18 protein-coding genes are annotated in these 16,758 nt (G+C 65.3%); 9 read left to right on the top strand and 9 right to left on the bottom strand.

The window, feature by feature from the left end:
* Positions 1–32 precede the first annotated feature (32 nt).
* From ABZ677_RS22885 to ABZ677_RS22870, 4 genes are all read left to right on the top strand, one after another.
* Entirely contained in the window at positions 33–1,076 is a 1,044-nt protein-coding gene (locus tag ABZ677_RS22885; protein WP_358373528.1) for a putative zinc-binding metallopeptidase, read from the top strand.
* A 19-nt stretch (positions 1,077–1,095) separates the two neighbouring features.
* The gene (locus ABZ677_RS22880) at positions 1,096–1,575 is read left to right on the top strand and encodes a PH domain-containing protein (protein ID WP_037191476.1); all 480 of its coding nucleotides are present in this window, start codon (positions 1,096–1,098) and stop codon (positions 1,573–1,575) included.
* Positions 1,576–1,652: 77 nt separating this feature from the next.
* Positions 1,653–3,101 carry a PH domain-containing protein gene (locus tag ABZ677_RS22875; protein ID WP_358373583.1) on the top strand — a complete coding sequence of 483 codons (1,449 nt, stop codon included), beginning with the start codon at positions 1,653–1,655 and terminating at the stop codon, positions 3,099–3,101.
* A gap of 1 nt (position 3,102) precedes the next feature.
* The gene (locus tag ABZ677_RS22870) at positions 3,103–3,798 is read left to right on the top strand and encodes a uracil-DNA glycosylase (protein ID WP_358373526.1); all 696 of its coding nucleotides are present in this window, start codon (positions 3,103–3,105) and stop codon (positions 3,796–3,798) included.
* On the opposite strand, the gene ABZ677_RS22865 is transcribed toward ABZ677_RS22870, so the two are convergent.
* From ABZ677_RS22865 to typA, 5 genes are all read right to left on the bottom strand, one after another.
* Entirely contained in the window at positions 3,725–4,177 is a 453-nt protein-coding gene (locus tag ABZ677_RS22865) for a hypothetical protein (protein ID WP_037191473.1), read from the bottom strand. The two genes, ABZ677_RS22870 and ABZ677_RS22865, sit on opposite strands and share 74 nt — an antisense overlap.
* A 66-nt stretch (positions 4,178–4,243) precedes the next feature.
* On the bottom strand, positions 4,244–4,402 hold the full coding sequence (locus tag ABZ677_RS22860; protein ID WP_176460714.1) for a hypothetical protein: 159 nt from the start codon (positions 4,400–4,402) through the stop codon (positions 4,244–4,246).
* A 44-nt stretch (positions 4,403–4,446) separates the two neighbouring features.
* Positions 4,447–5,340 carry an N-acetyl-1-D-myo-inositol-2-amino-2-deoxy-alpha-D-glucopyranoside deacetylase gene (mshB, locus tag ABZ677_RS22855; protein ID WP_358373522.1) on the bottom strand — a complete coding sequence of 298 codons (894 nt, stop codon included), beginning with the start codon at positions 5,338–5,340 and terminating at the stop codon, positions 4,447–4,449.
* Between the two features lie 92 nt (positions 5,341–5,432).
* Complete coding sequence (locus ABZ677_RS22850; RefSeq protein WP_358373580.1) at positions 5,433–7,214, bottom strand: ABC transporter family substrate-binding protein; 1,782 nt, start codon at positions 7,212–7,214, stop codon at positions 5,433–5,435.
* Positions 7,215–7,320: 106 nt separating this feature from the next.
* Positions 7,321–9,258 carry a translational GTPase TypA gene (gene typA / locus ABZ677_RS22845; RefSeq protein ID WP_037191470.1) on the bottom strand — a complete coding sequence of 646 codons (1,938 nt, stop codon included), beginning with the start codon at positions 9,256–9,258 and terminating at the stop codon, positions 7,321–7,323.
* Between the two features lie 175 nt (positions 9,259–9,433).
* Between typA and ABZ677_RS22840 the strand changes: the two genes are divergently transcribed.
* Complete coding sequence (locus ABZ677_RS22840) at positions 9,434–9,610, top strand: hypothetical protein (RefSeq protein ID WP_094633883.1); 177 nt, start codon at positions 9,434–9,436, stop codon at positions 9,608–9,610.
* Here the strand turns inward: ABZ677_RS22840 and ABZ677_RS22835 are convergent.
* Entirely contained in the window at positions 9,588–10,001 is a 414-nt protein-coding gene (locus tag ABZ677_RS22835) for a (deoxy)nucleoside triphosphate pyrophosphohydrolase (protein WP_358373518.1), read from the bottom strand. The two genes, ABZ677_RS22840 and ABZ677_RS22835, sit on opposite strands and share 23 nt — an antisense overlap.
* A gap of 14 nt (positions 10,002–10,015) precedes the next feature.
* Here ABZ677_RS22835 and ABZ677_RS22830 point away from each other — a divergent pair, with 14 nt between their 5' ends.
* Complete coding sequence (locus ABZ677_RS22830) at positions 10,016–10,300, top strand: 4a-hydroxytetrahydrobiopterin dehydratase (RefSeq protein WP_358373515.1); 285 nt, start codon at positions 10,016–10,018, stop codon at positions 10,298–10,300.
* Here the strand turns inward: ABZ677_RS22830 and ABZ677_RS22825 are convergent.
* Positions 10,242–11,462 (bottom strand): mannosyltransferase, encoded by a 1,221-nt coding sequence (locus tag ABZ677_RS22825; protein WP_358373512.1) that lies wholly within the window; start codon positions 11,460–11,462, stop codon positions 10,242–10,244. The genes ABZ677_RS22830 and ABZ677_RS22825 overlap by 59 nt on opposite strands.
* A 303-nt stretch (positions 11,463–11,765) precedes the next feature.
* On the opposite strand from ABZ677_RS22825, the gene ABZ677_RS22820 reads away from it, so the two are divergent.
* Positions 11,766–12,626 carry a hypothetical protein gene (locus ABZ677_RS22820; protein ID WP_358373509.1) on the top strand — a complete coding sequence of 287 codons (861 nt, stop codon included), beginning with the start codon at positions 11,766–11,768 and terminating at the stop codon, positions 12,624–12,626.
* A gap of 160 nt (positions 12,627–12,786) precedes the next feature.
* On the opposite strand, the gene ABZ677_RS22815 is transcribed toward ABZ677_RS22820, so the two are convergent.
* Positions 12,787–13,536: a DUF1906 domain-containing protein gene (locus tag ABZ677_RS22815; RefSeq protein ID WP_037191465.1), complete on the bottom strand. Its 750-nt coding sequence runs from the start codon at positions 13,534–13,536 to the stop codon at positions 12,787–12,789.
* 226 nt (positions 13,537–13,762) lie between these two features.
* Here ABZ677_RS22815 and ABZ677_RS22810 point away from each other — a divergent pair, with 226 nt between their 5' ends.
* Entirely contained in the window at positions 13,763–14,341 is a 579-nt protein-coding gene (locus ABZ677_RS22810) for a TerD family protein (protein WP_037191665.1), read from the top strand.
* A 133-nt stretch (positions 14,342–14,474) separates the two neighbouring features.
* Complete coding sequence (locus tag ABZ677_RS22805; protein ID WP_358373506.1) at positions 14,475–15,296, top strand: hypothetical protein; 822 nt, start codon at positions 14,475–14,477, stop codon at positions 15,294–15,296.
* Positions 15,297–15,353: 57 nt separating this feature from the next.
* Here the strand turns inward: ABZ677_RS22805 and ABZ677_RS22800 are convergent, their stop codons facing one another.
* Complete coding sequence (locus ABZ677_RS22800) at positions 15,354–16,706, bottom strand: sialidase family protein (RefSeq protein ID WP_358373504.1); 1,353 nt, start codon at positions 16,704–16,706, stop codon at positions 15,354–15,356.
* Between the last annotated feature and the right edge of the window lie 52 nt (positions 16,707–16,758).

Raw genomic sequence — 16,758 nt, 5'->3', positions numbered from 1 at the left:
AAAGCGCACGCCATCGTGGGAAGCTCCTGTTCATGCGCGCTTTCGCCTGCCCGGCCTGCGGCCGACTCGCCCCCTTCGAGTCGCAGAGCTGCCCATCGTGCTCGACGCTCCTCGGCCTTCATCTCCCGTCCAGAAACCTGGTGGCGATCCCGAACGACGAGGTGGTCGTCGACGGGGTGCGCTGGCACCGTTGCGTCAACTGGTCGTGGCAGTGCAACTGGCTGGTTGCCGAGGACTCCGGCAGTGGGCAGTGTGCGGCGGGCCGTCTCATACGCCGCAGGCCCGAGAGCGACGACACGATCGCACTCGAAAAGCTGGCCGACGCATCCGCTTCCCTCCGTCAGCTTCTCTTCCAGCTGCTGGATCTGGGCCTACCCGTCGATTCGTACCGACAGCGTGACGGCGGCCTCGCATTCGACCTGTTGTCTTCCCGCACATCCGGTCAGCAGGTCACCATCGGCCATGCCAACGGTGTCATCACCATCGACCTGGCGGAGTCCCTCGACGCACACCGCGAGGCCTTGAGGGTGCGGCTTCGCGAACCGTATCGGACCATGCTCGGTCATCTGCGGCACGAGGTCGGCCACTACTACGAGAACATCCTCGTCGAGAACGGTCCGCTCATCGACGACTGTCGAGTGCTGTTCGGCGATGAGCGCGCAAGTTACTCGGACGCGATCGCACGTCACTACAAGTTCGGTGCACCCGAGGACTGGCAGCAGAGTTTCATCTCGGAGTACGCCACGATGCATCCGTGGGAGGACTTCGCGGAGTGCTTCGCCCACTACCTGCACATCACCGACACACTGGCCACTGCGGCCGAGTCCGGAGTGATGCTGCGCGCCGACCTGGCGGCCTGGGCAATGCGAGACGATGTCGCTCCTCGAACGAGCTATCACGACGCAGATCTCGACGACATCCTAGAGGACTGGCAGATCCTCTCGGGAGTGTTCAACAGGGTCAACAGGTCGATGGGCAAGGGCGACCTCTATCCCTTCACCATTCCGCAACCGGTGCACGAGAAGTTGCGGTTCGTGCACCGCGTCGTCACGACCGCGGCACGAACGGACGGCTAGGTTTGCACCCGTGACAACGATGACCGATCCACAGTGGCAACCGTCTCCGCGTGCACGCCTGCTCTGGGCTCTGAGTGCCGGTCTGCTGTGGCTACCGATCTTCGTCGCCCAGATCGTCTGGGCCGTCGTCGACTCGAATGCGACGACGTGGCCCCACGTTGCCGTTCTCGCGGCGACGGTGGTGCTTGCGGCCCTGCACATCGCGGTCGTGCCGCAGTGGCGGTACCGCGTGCATCGCTGGGAGATCAGCGACACCGCGGTCTACACCCGCACCGGCTGGCTGAGCCAGGAGCGACGCATCGCGCCGATCTCGCGGGTGCAGACCGTCGACACCGAACGCGGACCGCTCGACCGGCTGTTGGGGTTGGCCACCGTCACCGTCACGACGGCATCGTCCGCGGGTGCGGTGAAGATCACCGCGCTCGATCAGGATGTCGCGGACAAGACGGTCGCGCGACTGACCGACATCGCCGGCCGTACCGTCGGGGACGCAACGTGACCGCCGGTGACCCGCAGTACCAGGCAGAACTGCTCGCCGTCGAGGAGGAGCAGCCGTGGCTGCGCCTGGACAAGCGAATGTTGTTGGTACATCCGGTGAACGAGGGCATCAAGATTCTGCCGGTGCTGTTGATCTCGTTCTTCGTCGGTAGCCAGAGCGGCAACCACTTCTGGAGTGTCGGCCTGCTCGCGGTCGTCGTGGTGTTCGCGATTCTGCGGTGGTTCACCACCAGCTACCGGATCGGCCCGGTGCACGTACAACTGCGCACCGGGGTGTTGCAGAAGAAGGTGCTCTCGATTCCTCGCAACAGAATTCGATCGGTCGACGTGGAAGCGAACGTCCTACATCGCGTACTCGGTCTGTCCATCCTGCGCATCGGCACCGGCCAACAGGCAGGCAGGGGTGAGGCATTCGAGCTCAACGCCCTCGACACCTCACTGGTGCCTGCACTGCGCGAAGATCTGCTGCAGCGAGTCTCGGGACAGATTCCGACGACCGACGGAACATCCAGCGCACCAGCGGATTCCGGCGTGGAGATTGCGCACTGGCAGTTCTCGTGGGTGCGGTTCGCGCCGTTCTCCATCACCGGCATCGTCACCATCGCTGCGGCCGTCGGCGTGCTGTTCCAGTACGGACTCGGGCAGACACTGGCGAAATCGTCGGTGGTCTCCAACAGCATCGACTCAGCGGAGCGATTCGGAATCGCGATGTTCGTCGTCGTGGCGCTGATGGCACTGCTCGTCGTGTCGAGCGTCTTCGCGTGCGTCCGCTACCTGCTGACCTACGCCAATCTGACGGTGACGGACCAGGGACGCACCATGCATGTCAGCCACGGACTGCTGCGCACTCGCCAGTCGACACTCGATCGCAAGCGGCTACGCGGCACCTCTCTGTCCGAACCGCTGCTGCTGCGTGCGGCCGGTGGTGCCAGGCTGGACGCCATCATGACCGGCGTCAGCGCCGAGAAGAAAGAATCGTCGCTGCTGCTCCCCCAGTCCCCACGCGCCGAGGCGCTACGCATGATGACCACCGTGCTCGGCGAGGCCGGACTGCACGGTAGTGCCGATCGTCCTCTGCTCCAGCACGGACCCGCAGCGCGTCGACGCCGCTACACCCGGGCAGCGCTCCCCCTGCTGGTCATCGCCGCCGGCCTGGGAGTTGCACAGTACGTCGGTGCACCGATCCCGGTCCTGGCGTGGATCGCACTCGGGGTGTTGTTCGTTGCCGCATTCGGGCTCGCCCACGATCGCTTCCGCGGCCTCGGCCATGCGGTGCTGCCCGGTTGGCTCATCACCCGACACGGTTCGCTCGACAGGACTCGCCACAGCCTCGAAGCCGCGGGCATCATCGGTTGGACCGTGCGGCAGACGTTCTTTCAGCGTCGCGCCGGGGTGGCGACCATCGTTGCTGCGACTCCCGCAGGCGTCGGACATTACGAGGTGATCGACATCCCCATCGAGAACGCGTGGGCGATGATCGACGCCGTCACCCCCGGAGCCGGGGACGTCTGGCTGCAACGAACCTGAGATGACGCGGCCGCAGAGCATCGAGGAACTCGACCTCGCCGTGTCCGGGTGCCGCGCCTGCCCTCGCCTGGTGCGGTGGCGCGAGCAGGTCGCCGCCGACAAGCGCGCCGCCTTCGCCGACGAAACATATTGGGGCAAGGCAGTTCCGGGCTTCGGCCCGGCCGATGCATCGATGGCGATCGTCGGACTCGCCCCGGCAGCGCACGGCGCCAACCGCACCGGTCGGATGTTCACCGGGGACAGGAGCGGCGACGTTCTCTATCGCGCGATGCACGCGGTCGGTCTGGCCAGCCAACCCACCGCCACGCACATCGGAGACGGGTTGACACTGAACGGAGTTCGCATCACGGCACCGGTGCACTGCGCTCCGCCGCAGAACAAGCCGACTCCTGCCGAGCGCGACAGATGCAAGCCCTGGCTGGACGACGAATTACGGTTGCTGCGTCCGACGCTGCGGTCGGTGCTGGTCCTCGGAGCCTTCGGCTGGCAGTCCCTGCTGCCGATACTCGCCGCCAACGGATGGGAGATACCCAGGCCTGCACCGAAATTCGGGCACGGAGTCGAGCTCGACCTGGGGTCGATCACCGTGTTCGCCAGCTATCACGTGAGCCAGCGAAACACCTTCACCGGACTGTTGACTCCGACGATGATCGAGGATGTGCTGCGGGATGCGGGTCGGCATGCAGGCCTGCTGTGATCGCCTTCATGCGGAACATGAACAGCAACACTCCCGCCGGGCCTGCACCGGCGACGATGAGCAGCATCGTGCGCCAATCGGCGAGGAGAAGAACGTCGTTGCCCGGACCGCCGAGCATGCACAGCACGATTGCGAACAGCCATCCGAAGAGCGGTGACGCCACCCAGATCGGCCGTTCCGCTACTTTGCGTGCGGCCAGGACCAAGGCGACGTTGGCGATTCCTCCCAGCACTGCGCTGATGGGGAATTGCACCGACCCGAGATAGGTCGGAAGGAAGAAGACCGACAGAATCCCGGACAGGAAGCCGTCGAACACCAGTACTGCGACGGTCGCCCAGGACACCAGGGCGACAGTATTGGATGCGGCCTTCGAGATCATGCGCCCAATACTGCCTTGGCCCGGGTTGTTTCAGTGCATCGCATCCAAGAAACCGGGCATCGGCCCTCAGGAAACCGGCGGGTATCCCAGCGAGGTGAGCAAGTTGCTCGCACCCATGGCGATCTGGCCCAGAACGTACTGGTACAGATCTGCCTGTGCGCCGAACTGCGGCTTGAGAGAATCGACGAACGCCACGATTGCGTCCTGCACTACGTAGTTGTACATGTATGTTCCGCCCCTGCTGTGATGAGATTCATACTGTGGTTCGTTCAGTGATGCGAAGCACAGCCTAGTACGCCGGCAAACAGGTCGTTCTCCCTGCCCGTCTCATCGGGGCAGAGTTCGCCGCGAACGAGCACGTACTGCTCGTCAAGCAGTATCGGTTGGGCGATGTCGTTGGACAGTGCGTACTCACTACCCGACGGCGCAACGGTGACCTGAGTGGCGTGCGCGCGCAGTGCGTCGCGCTTGGCGTCGAGCACACCGCGGATGTCGATGCCGGTGGTGATCGTGTTCTCGGGAACGCTGGGTAGCTCGCCGGCCTCGGGCATTCTCCAGTGCGCGGGAATCTCCTCGATGGCTGCGAGTCCCGCCTGCAACTGATCGTGGCCGGTGACGGTCCAGTAGAACTTCGACACCTCCCAGGGCGACCCGGCCCCGGGGTGGGAATCCGTCCCGCAGACCTCGACGGCCTCGGTCACCAACGAGTGCACCTGCTGATGATCGGGATGGCCGTAGCCGCCCTCGGGGTCGTATCCGACGACCACCTGCGGTCGGAGCTCACGTATCACCGCCACGAGCGCTCCGAGAGCCTCGTCGCGATCGGCGTTGACGAACGCACGCGGCTTGCGGGCAGCAGACGTACCGGCCATTCCCGAATCTCGCCAACGACCGGCTCCACCGAGGAACCGAGGCGGGTTGCACCCCAGCGCCGCGAGAGCGCGATGCAATTCCAGAATTCGATAGCCGCCGAGCTGATCGGCACGGTCGACGACCAGATCGGCCCACGTCTCGCCGATCACTTCCCCTTCCTCACCGAGTGAGCAGGTGAGGACCGTGACGTCCGCCCCGGCTCGAACGTAGTGAGCAATGGTGCCGCCGGTGGTGATGGTCTCGTCGTCCGGATGCGCATGCACCAGGAGCATCCGCTGCGGCTCCGTCATGGAAGGCTCCGTGATGGAAGGCTCGCTCGTCGACTTGTTCGTCATGGCTCCGCTGCTCGCTGTGTTGTTGTCGTTCGTGTCGACGGGCTCGGTCATCGGGGTGTCCGCATCCACTGCGTTGCGTCGGAGAAGATCCCGACCTCCACCGGGCCGGTCAGCGAGACGCCGGTGATGCCGGGAACGGCAGCCACCACGGACGAGTCCTGCATGATGGGCAACGTCGACGCCAGCGACCACAGCTTGGGCTCGACGTCGTCGATGGCCACGGACGGCTCGAGTCCGCTCACCAGTGCCCTGTCGATCGTCGGTTGCAGTTCCGGAACGCACAGTCCGGACAGGTTGCGCGGCACCTCGACGCCGTTGCCACTGCCGTCGGCCGGTTCGTCGACGCAGCCGAACCGTGAGGCGAGGGCCGTCGCAGGGTCGACTCCGGCGCTGGTCCACCCGACCACCGCGTCGACCGTTCCGTCGGTCAACGCCGTCGAATACAGCTCGTCGGCGGGCAGTGGCGTGACGGTGGCGTCGATGCCCGCGCCGATGAGTTCGTCGGCGGCGGTCCCGGCGACCGCGAGCGCGATGTCGTCGTTCTCGACGGCACCGATCACGAACCGCAACGCGGTACCGGTCGCGTCCGCGAGGCGGGTGACACTCGGAGCCGGAGCGCCCGTGCTCGTCGGGTCGGAGCTCGTCGTCGGAGCGGCGGTGGTCGTTGCGCTCGGGTTCGGTGTGGATGTCACCACTGCGTCGGGTGTCGGCACGAACCCGGCCCGGTCGAGCAGATCGAGGGCGGCCGTTCTGCCGATGGGGGCAGGAGCGGTCGCGGAATAGCCGGGATCCGACGGCGAGGACAGCTGCGCCGCCGCCCGAAGATCCGTCGCGCCGCCGCCTGCTCCGACCGTGGCCAGCAGATTCGGGTCGAGAAGACCGAATATCCCTTGCCGCACAGCAGAATCGGACATGTTGGGAGCTCGACCGTTGACCGTCATCGACAGCACACGTGACTGCCTGATGGTGTCGGTTCGCACTCCGGGAATTGCGGAGAGCTGAGCTCGCAGAGCCGAGCCCCCGCGAACCTGGGCGATCTGCGCGTCACTGGACCGCAGTGAGTCGGCCAGCTGAGCGGAGGTTCCCCCGCGGCGGATGAGGATCTGGTCGGGTGATGCGGGTCGGTCCCAGAATCGGTCGTTGCGTTCGAGCAGAATCTCGTCCCGCCCCCGGTCGACGGTCTTGATGTTGAACCGGGAGCCGGAGACCGGCACGTTGTCCGTCAGTCCCCCTTGGAAGCCGCCGGGTGAGTCCTTGAGCAGGTGCGAGGGCACCAGATCGGCGAACAGTCGCTGCCAGGCCGGATACTGCGACGAGAGCGTCACGTCGACAGTCTTGCCACCGCCAGAGGACGCGACGTCGCTGATCAGGGCGTACCCCGCCGGATCGACGACACCGGGCTGCGTGATCATCTGCTGCCACAGGTAGCGGAAGTCCTCGGCGGCGATCGGTGCGCTGTCGGACCACTGGGCCTCGTTGCGCAGCTGATAGCGGATGGTGAACGGCGACTGCGACGTCACCTCGGCCGAGACCAGCAAGGACAGGTCCGGCTCCCAGGTGGTCACCCCGGTATCGGGGTTCCTGACCGGGCGAAACGGGCTGGGCAGCACCAGCGAACTCACCGCTGCAGTGGCAGGCGACTGATCTGCCTGAAGATGTGGGTTGAACCCGATACCGACGTCGTCGATGGCCACGACGACCGGATCACCGGTCTCGGCCGGAACCATCGTCGTGCTGACCGGAGTCTCGACACTCTCGATCGGGGGCGGCGGATCCGCAGTGCACGCGGTGAGTACCAGAGCGATGGCAGGAACCAGAACCGTCGGCATCAGCACCTTGCGCAACGAGGATCTCCTTCGTAGTCGGCTACCTTCTGCGACAGAAGCGACGCGCACCGCGAGGGTGGCACGTCGCTTCTGCCGCACGAAGTGAGTCTTACAGAGCAGCCTTGTCGCGAGTCTTGCTACGCGAACGCTCACGGGCGCGCTCGTTGGAGTCGAGGTGCACCTTGCGGACGCGGACGACCTCGGGGGTCACCTCGACGCACTCGTCGCCTGCACAGAACTCCATGGCCATTTCCAGATCCAGCTTCTTGGGCTTGGCCAGGGTCTCCATGACGTCTGCGGAGGACTGACGCATGTTGGTCAGCTTCTTCTCGCGGGTGACGTTGATGTCGAGGTCTTCCTGACGCGGGTTGATGCCCACGACCATGCCCTCGTAGGTGTCCGCGCCCGGCTCGACGAAGAACGTGCCGCGATCGGCCAGCTGGATCATCGCGAACGGGGTGACGGTGCCGTGGCGGTCCGAGACGAGCGAACCGGTGTGGCGGGCGCGGATCTCACCGGCCCACGGTGCGTAACCGTGGAAGACGGCGTTGGCGATACCGGTGCCGCGCGTGTCCGTGAGGAACTCGGTGCGGAAACCGATCAGGCCACGCGAGGGAACGATGAATTCCATGCGAACCCAGCCTGCGCCGTGGTTCGTCATCTGCACCATCTTGCCCTTGCGAGCGGCGAGCAACTGAGTGACCGCGCCGAGGTACTCCTCCGGTGTGTCGACCATGAGCTCTTCGAAGGGCTCGTGCAGCTTGCCGTCGACCTGCTGGGTGACCACCTGAGGCTTGCCGACGGTGAGCTCGAAGCCTTCGCGACGCATCTGCTCGACGAGGATGGCCAGCGCCAGCTCGCCACGACCCTGGACCTCCCAGGCATCGGGGCGACCGATGTCGAGGACCTTGAGCGAGACGTTACCGATGAGCTCCTGGTCCAGACGGCTCTTGACCATGCGCGAGGTGAGCTTGTGGCCGCTGACGCGTCCGACGAGCGGGCTCGTGTTGGTGCCGATGGTGACCGAGATGGCCGGCTGGTCGACGGTGATGCGCGGCAGCGCGACCGGGTCCTCCAGATCGGCGAGGGTGTCGCCGATCATGATGTCGGGGAATCCCGCGACGGCGACGATGTCGCCTGCGACGCCGCGCTCACCGGGGACGCGCTCGACGCCGATGGTGTTGAGCAGCTCGGTGATCTTGGCCTTCTGGACGACGGGCTCGCCGTCGACCTCGCGCATCCAGCTCACGGTCTGGCCCTTGGAGAGCTGGCCGTTGTGGATACGCACCAGGGCGAGGCGGCCGAGGAAGGCCGACGCGTCGAGGTTGGTGACGTGTGCCTGCAGCGGTGCGTCGACGTTGCCCTTGGGAGCGGGGACGTAGTTGAGCAGCACCTCGAACAGCTCGTCGAGGTTCTCGGCGTCGGGCGCGTTGCCGTTCTCGGGCTGAACACGCGACGCCTTGCCCTCACGGCCGGAGGCGTAGAGAACAGGAAGGTCGAGGGCGAGCTCGGCTGCCTCGGACGCTTCGTCGTCGAGGTCGGACGCGAGGTCGAGGAGCAGATCGTGGCTCTCCGAGACGACTTCTTCGATACGCGCGTCGGGACGGTCGGTCTTGTTCACGACCAGGATCACCGGGAGCGAGGCGGCGAGCGCCTTGCGCAGGACGAAGCGGGTCTGCGGAAGCGGGCCCTCGGATGCGTCGACGAGAAGGACGACGCCGTCGACCATGGACAGGCCGCGCTCGACCTCTCCGCCGAAGTCGGCGTGGCCGGGGGTGTCGATCACGTTGATGACGGTGATGGTGCCGTCGGCATTGCGCTTGTGAACGGCCGTGTTCTTGGCCAGGATCGTGATGCCTTTTTCTTTTTCGAGGTCACCCGAGTCCATGACGCGGTCGATCGCTTCGGCACGTTCCTCGAACGCGCCTGACTGCCGGAGCATGGCGTCGACCAGGGTGGTCTTGCCATGGTCGACGTGTGCAACGATGGCTACGTTGCGAAAAGTGGTGGTGCTGTCGATGTTGTCTGCACTGCTTGGGGCGCTCACGCGAAAAATTCTCCTGGAGTCGAATGCGGGCTCTTGTTCGCTAGCGGGCTTATGTCGCTAGAGAAGCGCGCTGCACCGCGAGGTTCTCGCGACTGATCGAGTTTACCCGTAGTCCGACGGTACCCCGCGCCACCCTCAGGCTTGTGACCTGCGCCACCCATTAGTCTTGGTGCTCATGGGCAAGATAAAGGCAGTAGATGTCTCGGGGATGAAGCCCAAGAAAAAATGCTGTCGCAAGAAGGTTCGGTGCATCACATGCCCCGTGGTCATCATGCGAATGAAGAAGCTCGAATCGGCAGGCGCAACCAAGAAGGACCTGAAGAAGGGCCTCAAGACCGCCCGGGCGAAGTGAGCAGAATCTGCTGAAGTTCGGGTAGCCAGAGCCGATCCGCGTCGACCAGATCCATCGTCGGCAGCGTCGCCGCATCCACCCACCGCAGGGCCGAATGTTCCAGCGCTGCAGGCATTCCCGAGATGAGTGAAGCGCGGTAGGCGCGCAGCACCAGCCCGCCGTGCAGGTCGACGTCGCCGGTGAGCGCCGCTCCGATCGAGCACTCGACGCCCAGTTCCTCACGCAGCTCGCGCACCAGAGCCGCGTCCTCCGACTCCCCCGGCTCGACCTTGCCGCCGGGCAGTTCCCAGAGGCCCGCCAACTCGGGCGGACGGGTTCGTTGCGCGAGCAGCAGCCTGCCGTCGTGCGTCAACGCGGCTGCGACAACCACAGCGGTGGGTGTACCGGACATGCCACCATCTTTCTATGACCGAACTGCTGACCGACCGTGACATCGAGGACGCCCGGCTCGCCGAATGGACCGTGTTCGGAAAATCGCTGACTCGCACCGTCGAGCTCGCATCGTTTCCCGCCGCGATCGAGGTGGTGAACCGCGTGGCCGACGCCGCGGAGGAGGCGGACCATCACCCCGACATCGATATCAGGTGGCGGACGCTGACGTTCACGCTGTCCACGCACTCTGCCGGCGGTCTCACGCAGAAGGATGTGGATCTGGCACGTCGGATCGACTCACTGGTCGGGCCTTCGTGACGCGTCCGGCGTAGACGACCCAGCCCAGGAACAGAGCCGCTCCGACGACGTCGACAGCACCGGCCCACGCCTCGAGTGCGGGCCGGGGGATGGTCCAGATCGATTCCTGGAAGAAGCTGAGCAGCCACGGCACCCCCACGGTCACCGTCACCAACCAGTAGCCCGCGACGATCTTCGCCCCGGCGACATCGCGCAGCGGCCCGTGCACGAGCCAGATCACCATCGGAATCACCCAGATCCAGTGATGCGACCAGGAGATCGGCGAGATCAGCAGGCCGAAGAGTTGCACGATCACCAGCGTGCCCAGGTGGTCTTCGCGTCCGATCGCACGCCAAGCCGCGATCGTGAGTCCGGTCGCGACGACGGCGGCGACGATCCACAGCGGGCCCTGCCCGACGTCCTCCCCCGCGATTCGGCTGAGCGCTCCGCGCAGGGACTGATTCCAGACCGAGCCGACGGGGCCGATACGGTCGGCATCGCCGAGCAGCGTGGTGAAGTAGGTGGCCGCCTGGTGTCCGAGCGCCGCGTAGCTGACCGCAACGGTGAGCGCGAAGGCCACTGCCGAGAACGCCGCGGCCTTCCATCTGCGCGTGGCCAGGAAGTACAGACCGGTGATGGCCGGGGTCAGCTTGATTCCGGCAGCGAAGCCGACCAATCCACCTGCCACCCACCACCTGCTGATGCGTACCGCGAGAATCGCCAGCAGCACCAGGAACACGTTGACCTGGCCGTAGTCCAGCGTCGTGCGCACGGGTTCGGACCACAACCCCAGCGCGGTCCACAACAGTGCGATGCGCACCCAGCGCGGTTCGGCGGCGCGCTCGCCGCCGAGAACCATCGACAGCGTCAGCCTCACCACGGCGAACAGCGCGATCATGGTCGCGGCCTGCCACAGGACGCCGACGAGGGTGAACGGCAGGTAGTGCAGCGGGAAGAACACGAGCGCGGCGAACGGCGGGTACGTGAACGGGAGCGGGAAGTCCGGGGTCTGTACCGAATACGTGTAGTCGTACAGATTGCCGCCGAGCAGTGCCGCGGAGCCGTCGACGTAGACGTGGAGGTCCACGAGGTTCATTCCGTTGGGCGTCGCGAAGGCCCAGACGAATCGGCTGATCACCGAGACCGCGAGCAGAACGGGGGCCAGCCGAACAAGTCGGTTCACTGTGCGTGCGGTTCCGTTCGGTATCGATGCCGTGTATCGATCGTCGAGCTTATAGGGCTCCGCTCACGCACCCCAATCACGGATGCAGCCGAGTAACATTTGCATCACCTTTCACACTGATAACTTCAGTAACAGGTTATCGTGTGCGTCTGCGGAGAATTCGCAGCGTGTGACCAATAGACTGCCCTGGCATAGATGCGACGGGGGAGGGCTCGATCGACAACAGCTGTACATCGGGGATTGCGCTACATAGAGTGACCCCTCGAGCACCGGCTGTCGCCGTGGGCCCGCGTCATGATCAGAATGGGGAATATCACCGTGCTTCGTACCCGCGGAACGCGTCGCGTAGTTACAGCCTTGGCCGTAACCGCAGCCGCCGCACTAGTCGTGCCGACCAGCGCATCCGCACAGCCATTGGTGCCGATGGCACCGGCAGATCTGCCCGCAGCACCGGCCGATCCCGCTGCTCTGATCGCTCAGTTCCTTCCCGCTCCCGGTGAGCCCATGCCCAACCTTGCCGAGGTGGAAGCACTCGCCTCGTTCGCACCGGCCATTCTCGGTGCCGCAGCCGGACCCGCCGATGTGGGAGCCGCTCCGGCCGCCGACCTGCTGGGTCAGGCCCGCGCACTGCTCGAGACGGCGCAGCTGCCGGACCAGGTCAAGGCCCTGCTCGAGCGCGTCATCACGTTCCTGGACGGCTCCGGCGGCGGCGGACCGGACCTGCCGGCCGACGGACCCGTCATCGCCCAGTTCCTGTACCCGACGCTCGGCATGGGGTGCATCTCCGACACCGCAGATTCCGTCGGAACCGCTCTGGCCGTACCCGGCCCCGCCACTCTGCCGCCTCCCGGACCGGGTGCAGGCCAGGCCGGCTTCGTCTTCACCGCCCTCGGCACCGCACCGATCGCCGCAGAGCAGGCAGCCCCTCTGACGGTGACCTGGCTCAACATCGACAACCGTCGCTCGGGTACCCAGGATCTGACCGGCGCGGCCATGATCAACGCCGACGGTCCGGCGACGCTGTCCGCGATCGCCGACACCGGCCCCGGACGCGTCCTGTCGGTCGTCTCCGGTTCGATCACCACGCAGTCGAAGGAAGACCCGGCGGCAGCGCCGCGCAGCTGCACCTTCCTGCCCACCATCGGTACGGTCTACGTTCCGTAGCTCGTAGCTGCACCACCGACGCAGTTCGCCCCCGGCTTCCATGAGAAGCCGGGGGCGAACTGTTGGTACAGGGCAATTCGGAAAGAATGTGCGCGAGCGGCGGACACCGAATGTCGCACTGCATTCAGAGATTGTCCGAATGAATTACATCGATGGTATTTCAGAGAATGTTGGTGGCAGATTTCGACCACTGCCCGTAATCGGCTTTGAGAATGTTGTTGATGTCGACTTTGACTCCGCCCACGAAATCCTTGTCGATTCGGATCTGATGAATGTGCGCGTCGGGATGAACGAAACCCTTGGGTGTTCCCCAATTGTGCTGCCAATACCACTGGCCGAGTCCGGCGACCGAGGCCAATTCGATGGTCGGTGAATTGGCGTAGATCCCCGTGTTCTCGGCTCCGATCACCGACTGCCAGCCCAGGATGTACGGCGCGATCAAGGTTGCGAACTCCACTGCGGTGGGGTTGTCGTCGATGGACGCGTAGATCGGACGGTCAGCCGGACCGCCTGCAGCCGTGTGGAGTTCGAGGCCACGCGTGGCATGCTTCACGCCCGCTGCGTACCCACCACGCCAATCCGACGTCGCGCCCTTGCCGAACTGGTAGTTCGAGACCACCTCCAGCCCGGCGGAGGTCAGCGAGTCCGCCTCGGACTTACGCATCGGCTTGCCGATCATCCAGTTCGCGTCCGGCCGCCGATCGGAGACGTATCGGACAGCCCCGAGGTGACCGGCCTGCTTGATCGCCGAGGCAGACGGCACCCCACCCGAATAGTCGACGAGTGTGCCGAGTCCGGCGTCGGCGTGCGCGGTCGCCGTGCCCAGCGCAACCAATCCGACGGCAGCCGCGGACCCCGCGGCGGCGTACTTGAACAGTTCACGTCGCGAAACCTGCACAGAAATCTCCATTGTCGTTCGATCGCCGCGGCGCGCCTACCCGAGAAATCGCACAACCACTGCTAGCTTTCATCGTTTGTCGTATCCCACCACAATCCCATCGGTACCGCCAGCCACACTGCTCACACCCATCACGTTTTCCTCCGGCTTCACACGAGCACCTCGAGCATCGACATCACGAACATGAATATGGTGGAGAGGACGATGCACGGACGAACGCGCTGAGGAGTGGATGGACATGGGCGTAACGCTTGCCAAGGGTGGAAATGTCTCGCTGACCAAAGAAGCACCGAATCTGACCGCCGTCAGCGTGGGACTGGGCTGGGATGTCCGCGCCACCACCGGCGGTGACTTCGATCTCGACGCCAGCGCCATCGGACTTCGCACCACGAAGAAGGCACTGAGCGACAGCTATTTCGTCTTCTACAACAACCTGCGCTCCCCCGACGGTGCCATCGAGCACACCGGCGACAACCGGACCGGCGAGGGCGAGGGCGACGACGAGAGCATCGATGTCGACCTGGTGGCCCTGACCCCGGACGTCGACTCCATCGTCTTCCCGGTGTCCATTCACAACGCCGACGCCCTGGGCCAGAACTTCGGTCAGGTCGTCAACGCCTTCATCCGCGTGGTGGACAAGTCCGACGGGCGCGAACTCGCCCGCTTCGACCTCAGTGAAGACGCCTCCACCGAAACGGCCATGGTGTTCGGCGAGCTGTACCGGCGCGGGGCCGAATGGAAATTCCGCGCCATCGGCCAGGGCTATGCATCGGGCCTGGAGGGAATCGTGCGCGACTTCGGGATCGACGTGGGCTGAGTTCTCCGCGAACTGGCTCGAAGGCACCGTCTCGATTGAACAACGGATTCCGGCTGAGCTTGTGACGTCGAGATGATGTGTGGTGGTATCAGCGCAACCGCAACATAAGCCACATCAGTCACAGGAGTCACACATGTCTCGTCGCCTCGGCCGCTTGGCGGGCGCGCTCGCGCTCTCCTGCGCGGCATTGCTCGCTGTTCCTGCCACCGCGGCAGCGGATCCGGCACCGGCCGATCCGCTGGCGCAGGCGATCGCCGCACTGCAGGGACAGGGCGGTGCCTCGCTCGACGCCGCGACCGCGATCGCCGACTCACGCACCCCGGTCGCCGAGGATGCGAACGTCGATCCGTTCGCCGCACTGAACGCAGCCAACAAAGCCCTCACCGACTTCGGCATCACGCCGTTCTTCTACCCCACCGCAGCGATCAACTGCTCTGCAACGGCGAGCTCGCCCCTCGGCATCGTTCCCGGTGTCGCGGGCGGAGCGGCAGGACCCTGGCCGCAGCTGACCGCGCCGGCCATCCCCACGTTGCCGTTCCTGCCGTCCATCCAGATTCCCGAGCTCAATGCAGTCGACAAGGGCGAAACGATGTTCGCATTCGTCCCGGCCGGAATCGTGAACGATTCCGAGAACAAGACCGGGATGCAGGTCGCCTGGTTCAACGTCAACACCCTGCAGGGCGGATTCGCCGACTTCGGCGGCTTGGCAACCACTCTCGCCGATTCGATCCTCACCAATTCCGGCGTGCCCGACGCCGCGAAGGACATCGTTCGGCCGTTCGTCATCGGCGCGATCGACTCGCTGCCTGCCGCCGGTGCCCGCGCGGTACCCGTCGAAACCGGATCGGGAACCGTTCTCGCCGCGGTGTTCGGCACCGTGAACCACAAGGCCCTCGACGGTTCGGACAAGAGCTGCTTCTTCTTCCCCACCGTCGGCATGATCAACGTCGCCTAGGGGTTACGCAAGACCACGAAAGGCCCTGCAGCGCACTGCTGCAGGGCCTTTCGGCCTTTACGCTCTGACGACTCGGCCCAGCCGTCCCAGGACCGCCTGCATCTCGGTGTGTTCCGATCGCGCCGCCCAGGGGCGTTGCCTGTTTCTTCCCCGCATCTGCATCGCGGCACCGGTCACGAGGTCACCGTTGGGGGCGAAATGCACGCGAACGATCTCGTTGAGCGAGCGCCCCAACCCGAAACCCGGTACGACACTGCAGAACCCGTACGGAAACAACGGCGCATCGGGTTCGTTGTACTTTCCACCGACGAACACCGGGCCGCCGGTACGGAAGTCGCGGCACTGCGCGATGAAGCCGTGGAACGCACGACCCTTCTCACGTCCGTAGTACGCGATACCCACCCGCCCGGACCCGGTGGCGGTGATCGCACCGAAGCGAGCGTCGCGCACTCCTGGTGCCGATACCACCACCGGCCTCGACCAGCTGACCGCACCGTCCGAGGACCAGGCGGCATGCAGCAATCCGTCGCGGTCCGGCCACACCGCGTACACGTTTCCGTCGTCGTCGACGGCCATCGACTCCGGCAGCAGGTAACGCGAACCGAGCAGCAGAAAATGCAAGGCGTTGTGGTACTTCGCCAACGCCGACCCCGGAACCATCCGAACGTCCCACGTCAGGCCCTCGTCGCGACTGACCGCCACCGCGAACCGTCGACCGTAGCGGCCACCGATGTAGACCGTGCCGTCCGGACCGACGACGCCCTTACCGAAGGCAACGTACTCCCGGCTCGGTAACCCGGGGATGTTCTTCGAGTCGATGTCGAAACCACCGGCCACCTCCCACTTCACACCGCCGTCGAAGGACCGCCAGATGACCTGACGGGTGACGTTGATCAGTGGCCGCACCCGCACTGCGAACGGCGTCGGCGCAGAGAGGTACGTAACCCTTCCCTCCCGTGAAATACTCGGTCCAGCAAATACTTTGGCGTCCGCCCTGGCTTTCGATGCCACTTTTCGCGTGCGCCAGGTTTCGCCCCGATCGTCACTGACTCCGAGGGTGAAGCCCGTTCTCAGCGGATGGGGCGGCACCGCGTCGAAACGGCCGGCGTGCAGGAACAGCCGCTCGTCGACGTCGTCGAAGTACAGATACGGACGATTGCGACTCTGTTGCACACCCTCGGGAACCGATGCACGCCATGACTTTCCGAAGTCCGAGGAGCGCAGTACACCGACACCGTCGACGGTGTACGCGGGCGCGACGAAGACGGTGTTGTCCGCGGCGACCCCGAGGGTGCAGGCCGCGGAGCCGTACTCGGTGTAGGAGATGTCGGTGACGAAGTCGGCCGATGCAGCGGCGTTGGTCGAGGAACGCAATCCCGCCCGATAGCCCGACGCAACTCTGGGCGTCACGACACCCGCCATGAGGTGCCGCAGCGTTGCGGCCACAGTGCTGGTCGATGCA

Source organism: Rhodococcus sp. NPDC006774 (genome assembly GCF_040636045.1).
Taxonomy (GTDB): Bacteria; Actinomycetota; Actinomycetes; order Mycobacteriales; family Mycobacteriaceae; genus Rhodococcoides.
This window is presented reverse-complemented; position numbering and strand designations above follow the sequence as displayed.

What these genes read in the sequence shown, in the direction of transcription:
- ABZ677_RS22885 (WP_358373528.1), top strand. Translation starts at nt 33, where the DNA reads ATGCGCGCTTTCGCCTGCCCGGCCTGCGGCCGACTCGCCCCCTTCGAG.
- ABZ677_RS22880 (WP_037191476.1), top strand. Translation starts at nt 1,096, where the DNA reads ATGACCGATCCACAGTGGCAACCGTCTCCGCGTGCACGCCTGCTCTGG.
- ABZ677_RS22875 (WP_358373583.1), top strand. Translation starts at nt 1,653, where the DNA reads ATGTTGTTGGTACATCCGGTGAACGAGGGCATCAAGATTCTGCCGGTG.
- ABZ677_RS22870 (WP_358373526.1), top strand. Translation starts at nt 3,103, where the DNA reads ATGACGCGGCCGCAGAGCATCGAGGAACTCGACCTCGCCGTGTCCGGG.
- ABZ677_RS22865 (WP_037191473.1), bottom strand. Translation starts at nt 4,177, where the DNA reads ATGATCTCGAAGGCCGCATCCAATACTGTCGCCCTGGTGTCCTGGGCG.
- ABZ677_RS22860 (WP_176460714.1), bottom strand. Translation starts at nt 4,402, where the DNA reads ATGTACAACTACGTAGTGCAGGACGCAATCGTGGCGTTCGTCGATTCT.
- mshB (WP_358373522.1), bottom strand. Translation starts at nt 5,340, where the DNA reads ATGACGGAGCCGCAGCGGATGCTCCTGGTGCATGCGCATCCGGACGAC.
- ABZ677_RS22850 (WP_358373580.1), bottom strand. Translation starts at nt 7,214, where the DNA reads ATGCCGACGGTTCTGGTTCCTGCCATCGCTCTGGTACTCACCGCGTGC.
- ABZ677_RS22840 (WP_094633883.1), top strand. Translation starts at nt 9,434, where the DNA reads ATGGGCAAGATAAAGGCAGTAGATGTCTCGGGGATGAAGCCCAAGAAA.
- ABZ677_RS22835 (WP_358373518.1), bottom strand. Translation starts at nt 10,001, where the DNA reads ATGTCCGGTACACCCACCGCTGTGGTTGTCGCAGCCGCGTTGACGCAC.
- ABZ677_RS22830 (WP_358373515.1), top strand. Translation starts at nt 10,016, where the DNA reads ATGACCGAACTGCTGACCGACCGTGACATCGAGGACGCCCGGCTCGCC.
- ABZ677_RS22820 (WP_358373509.1), top strand. Translation starts at nt 11,766, where the DNA reads ATGGGGAATATCACCGTGCTTCGTACCCGCGGAACGCGTCGCGTAGTT.
- ABZ677_RS22815 (WP_037191465.1), bottom strand. Translation starts at nt 13,536, where the DNA reads ATGGAGATTTCTGTGCAGGTTTCGCGACGTGAACTGTTCAAGTACGCC.
- ABZ677_RS22810 (WP_037191665.1), top strand. Translation starts at nt 13,763, where the DNA reads ATGGGCGTAACGCTTGCCAAGGGTGGAAATGTCTCGCTGACCAAAGAA.
- ABZ677_RS22805 (WP_358373506.1), top strand. Translation starts at nt 14,475, where the DNA reads ATGTCTCGTCGCCTCGGCCGCTTGGCGGGCGCGCTCGCGCTCTCCTGC.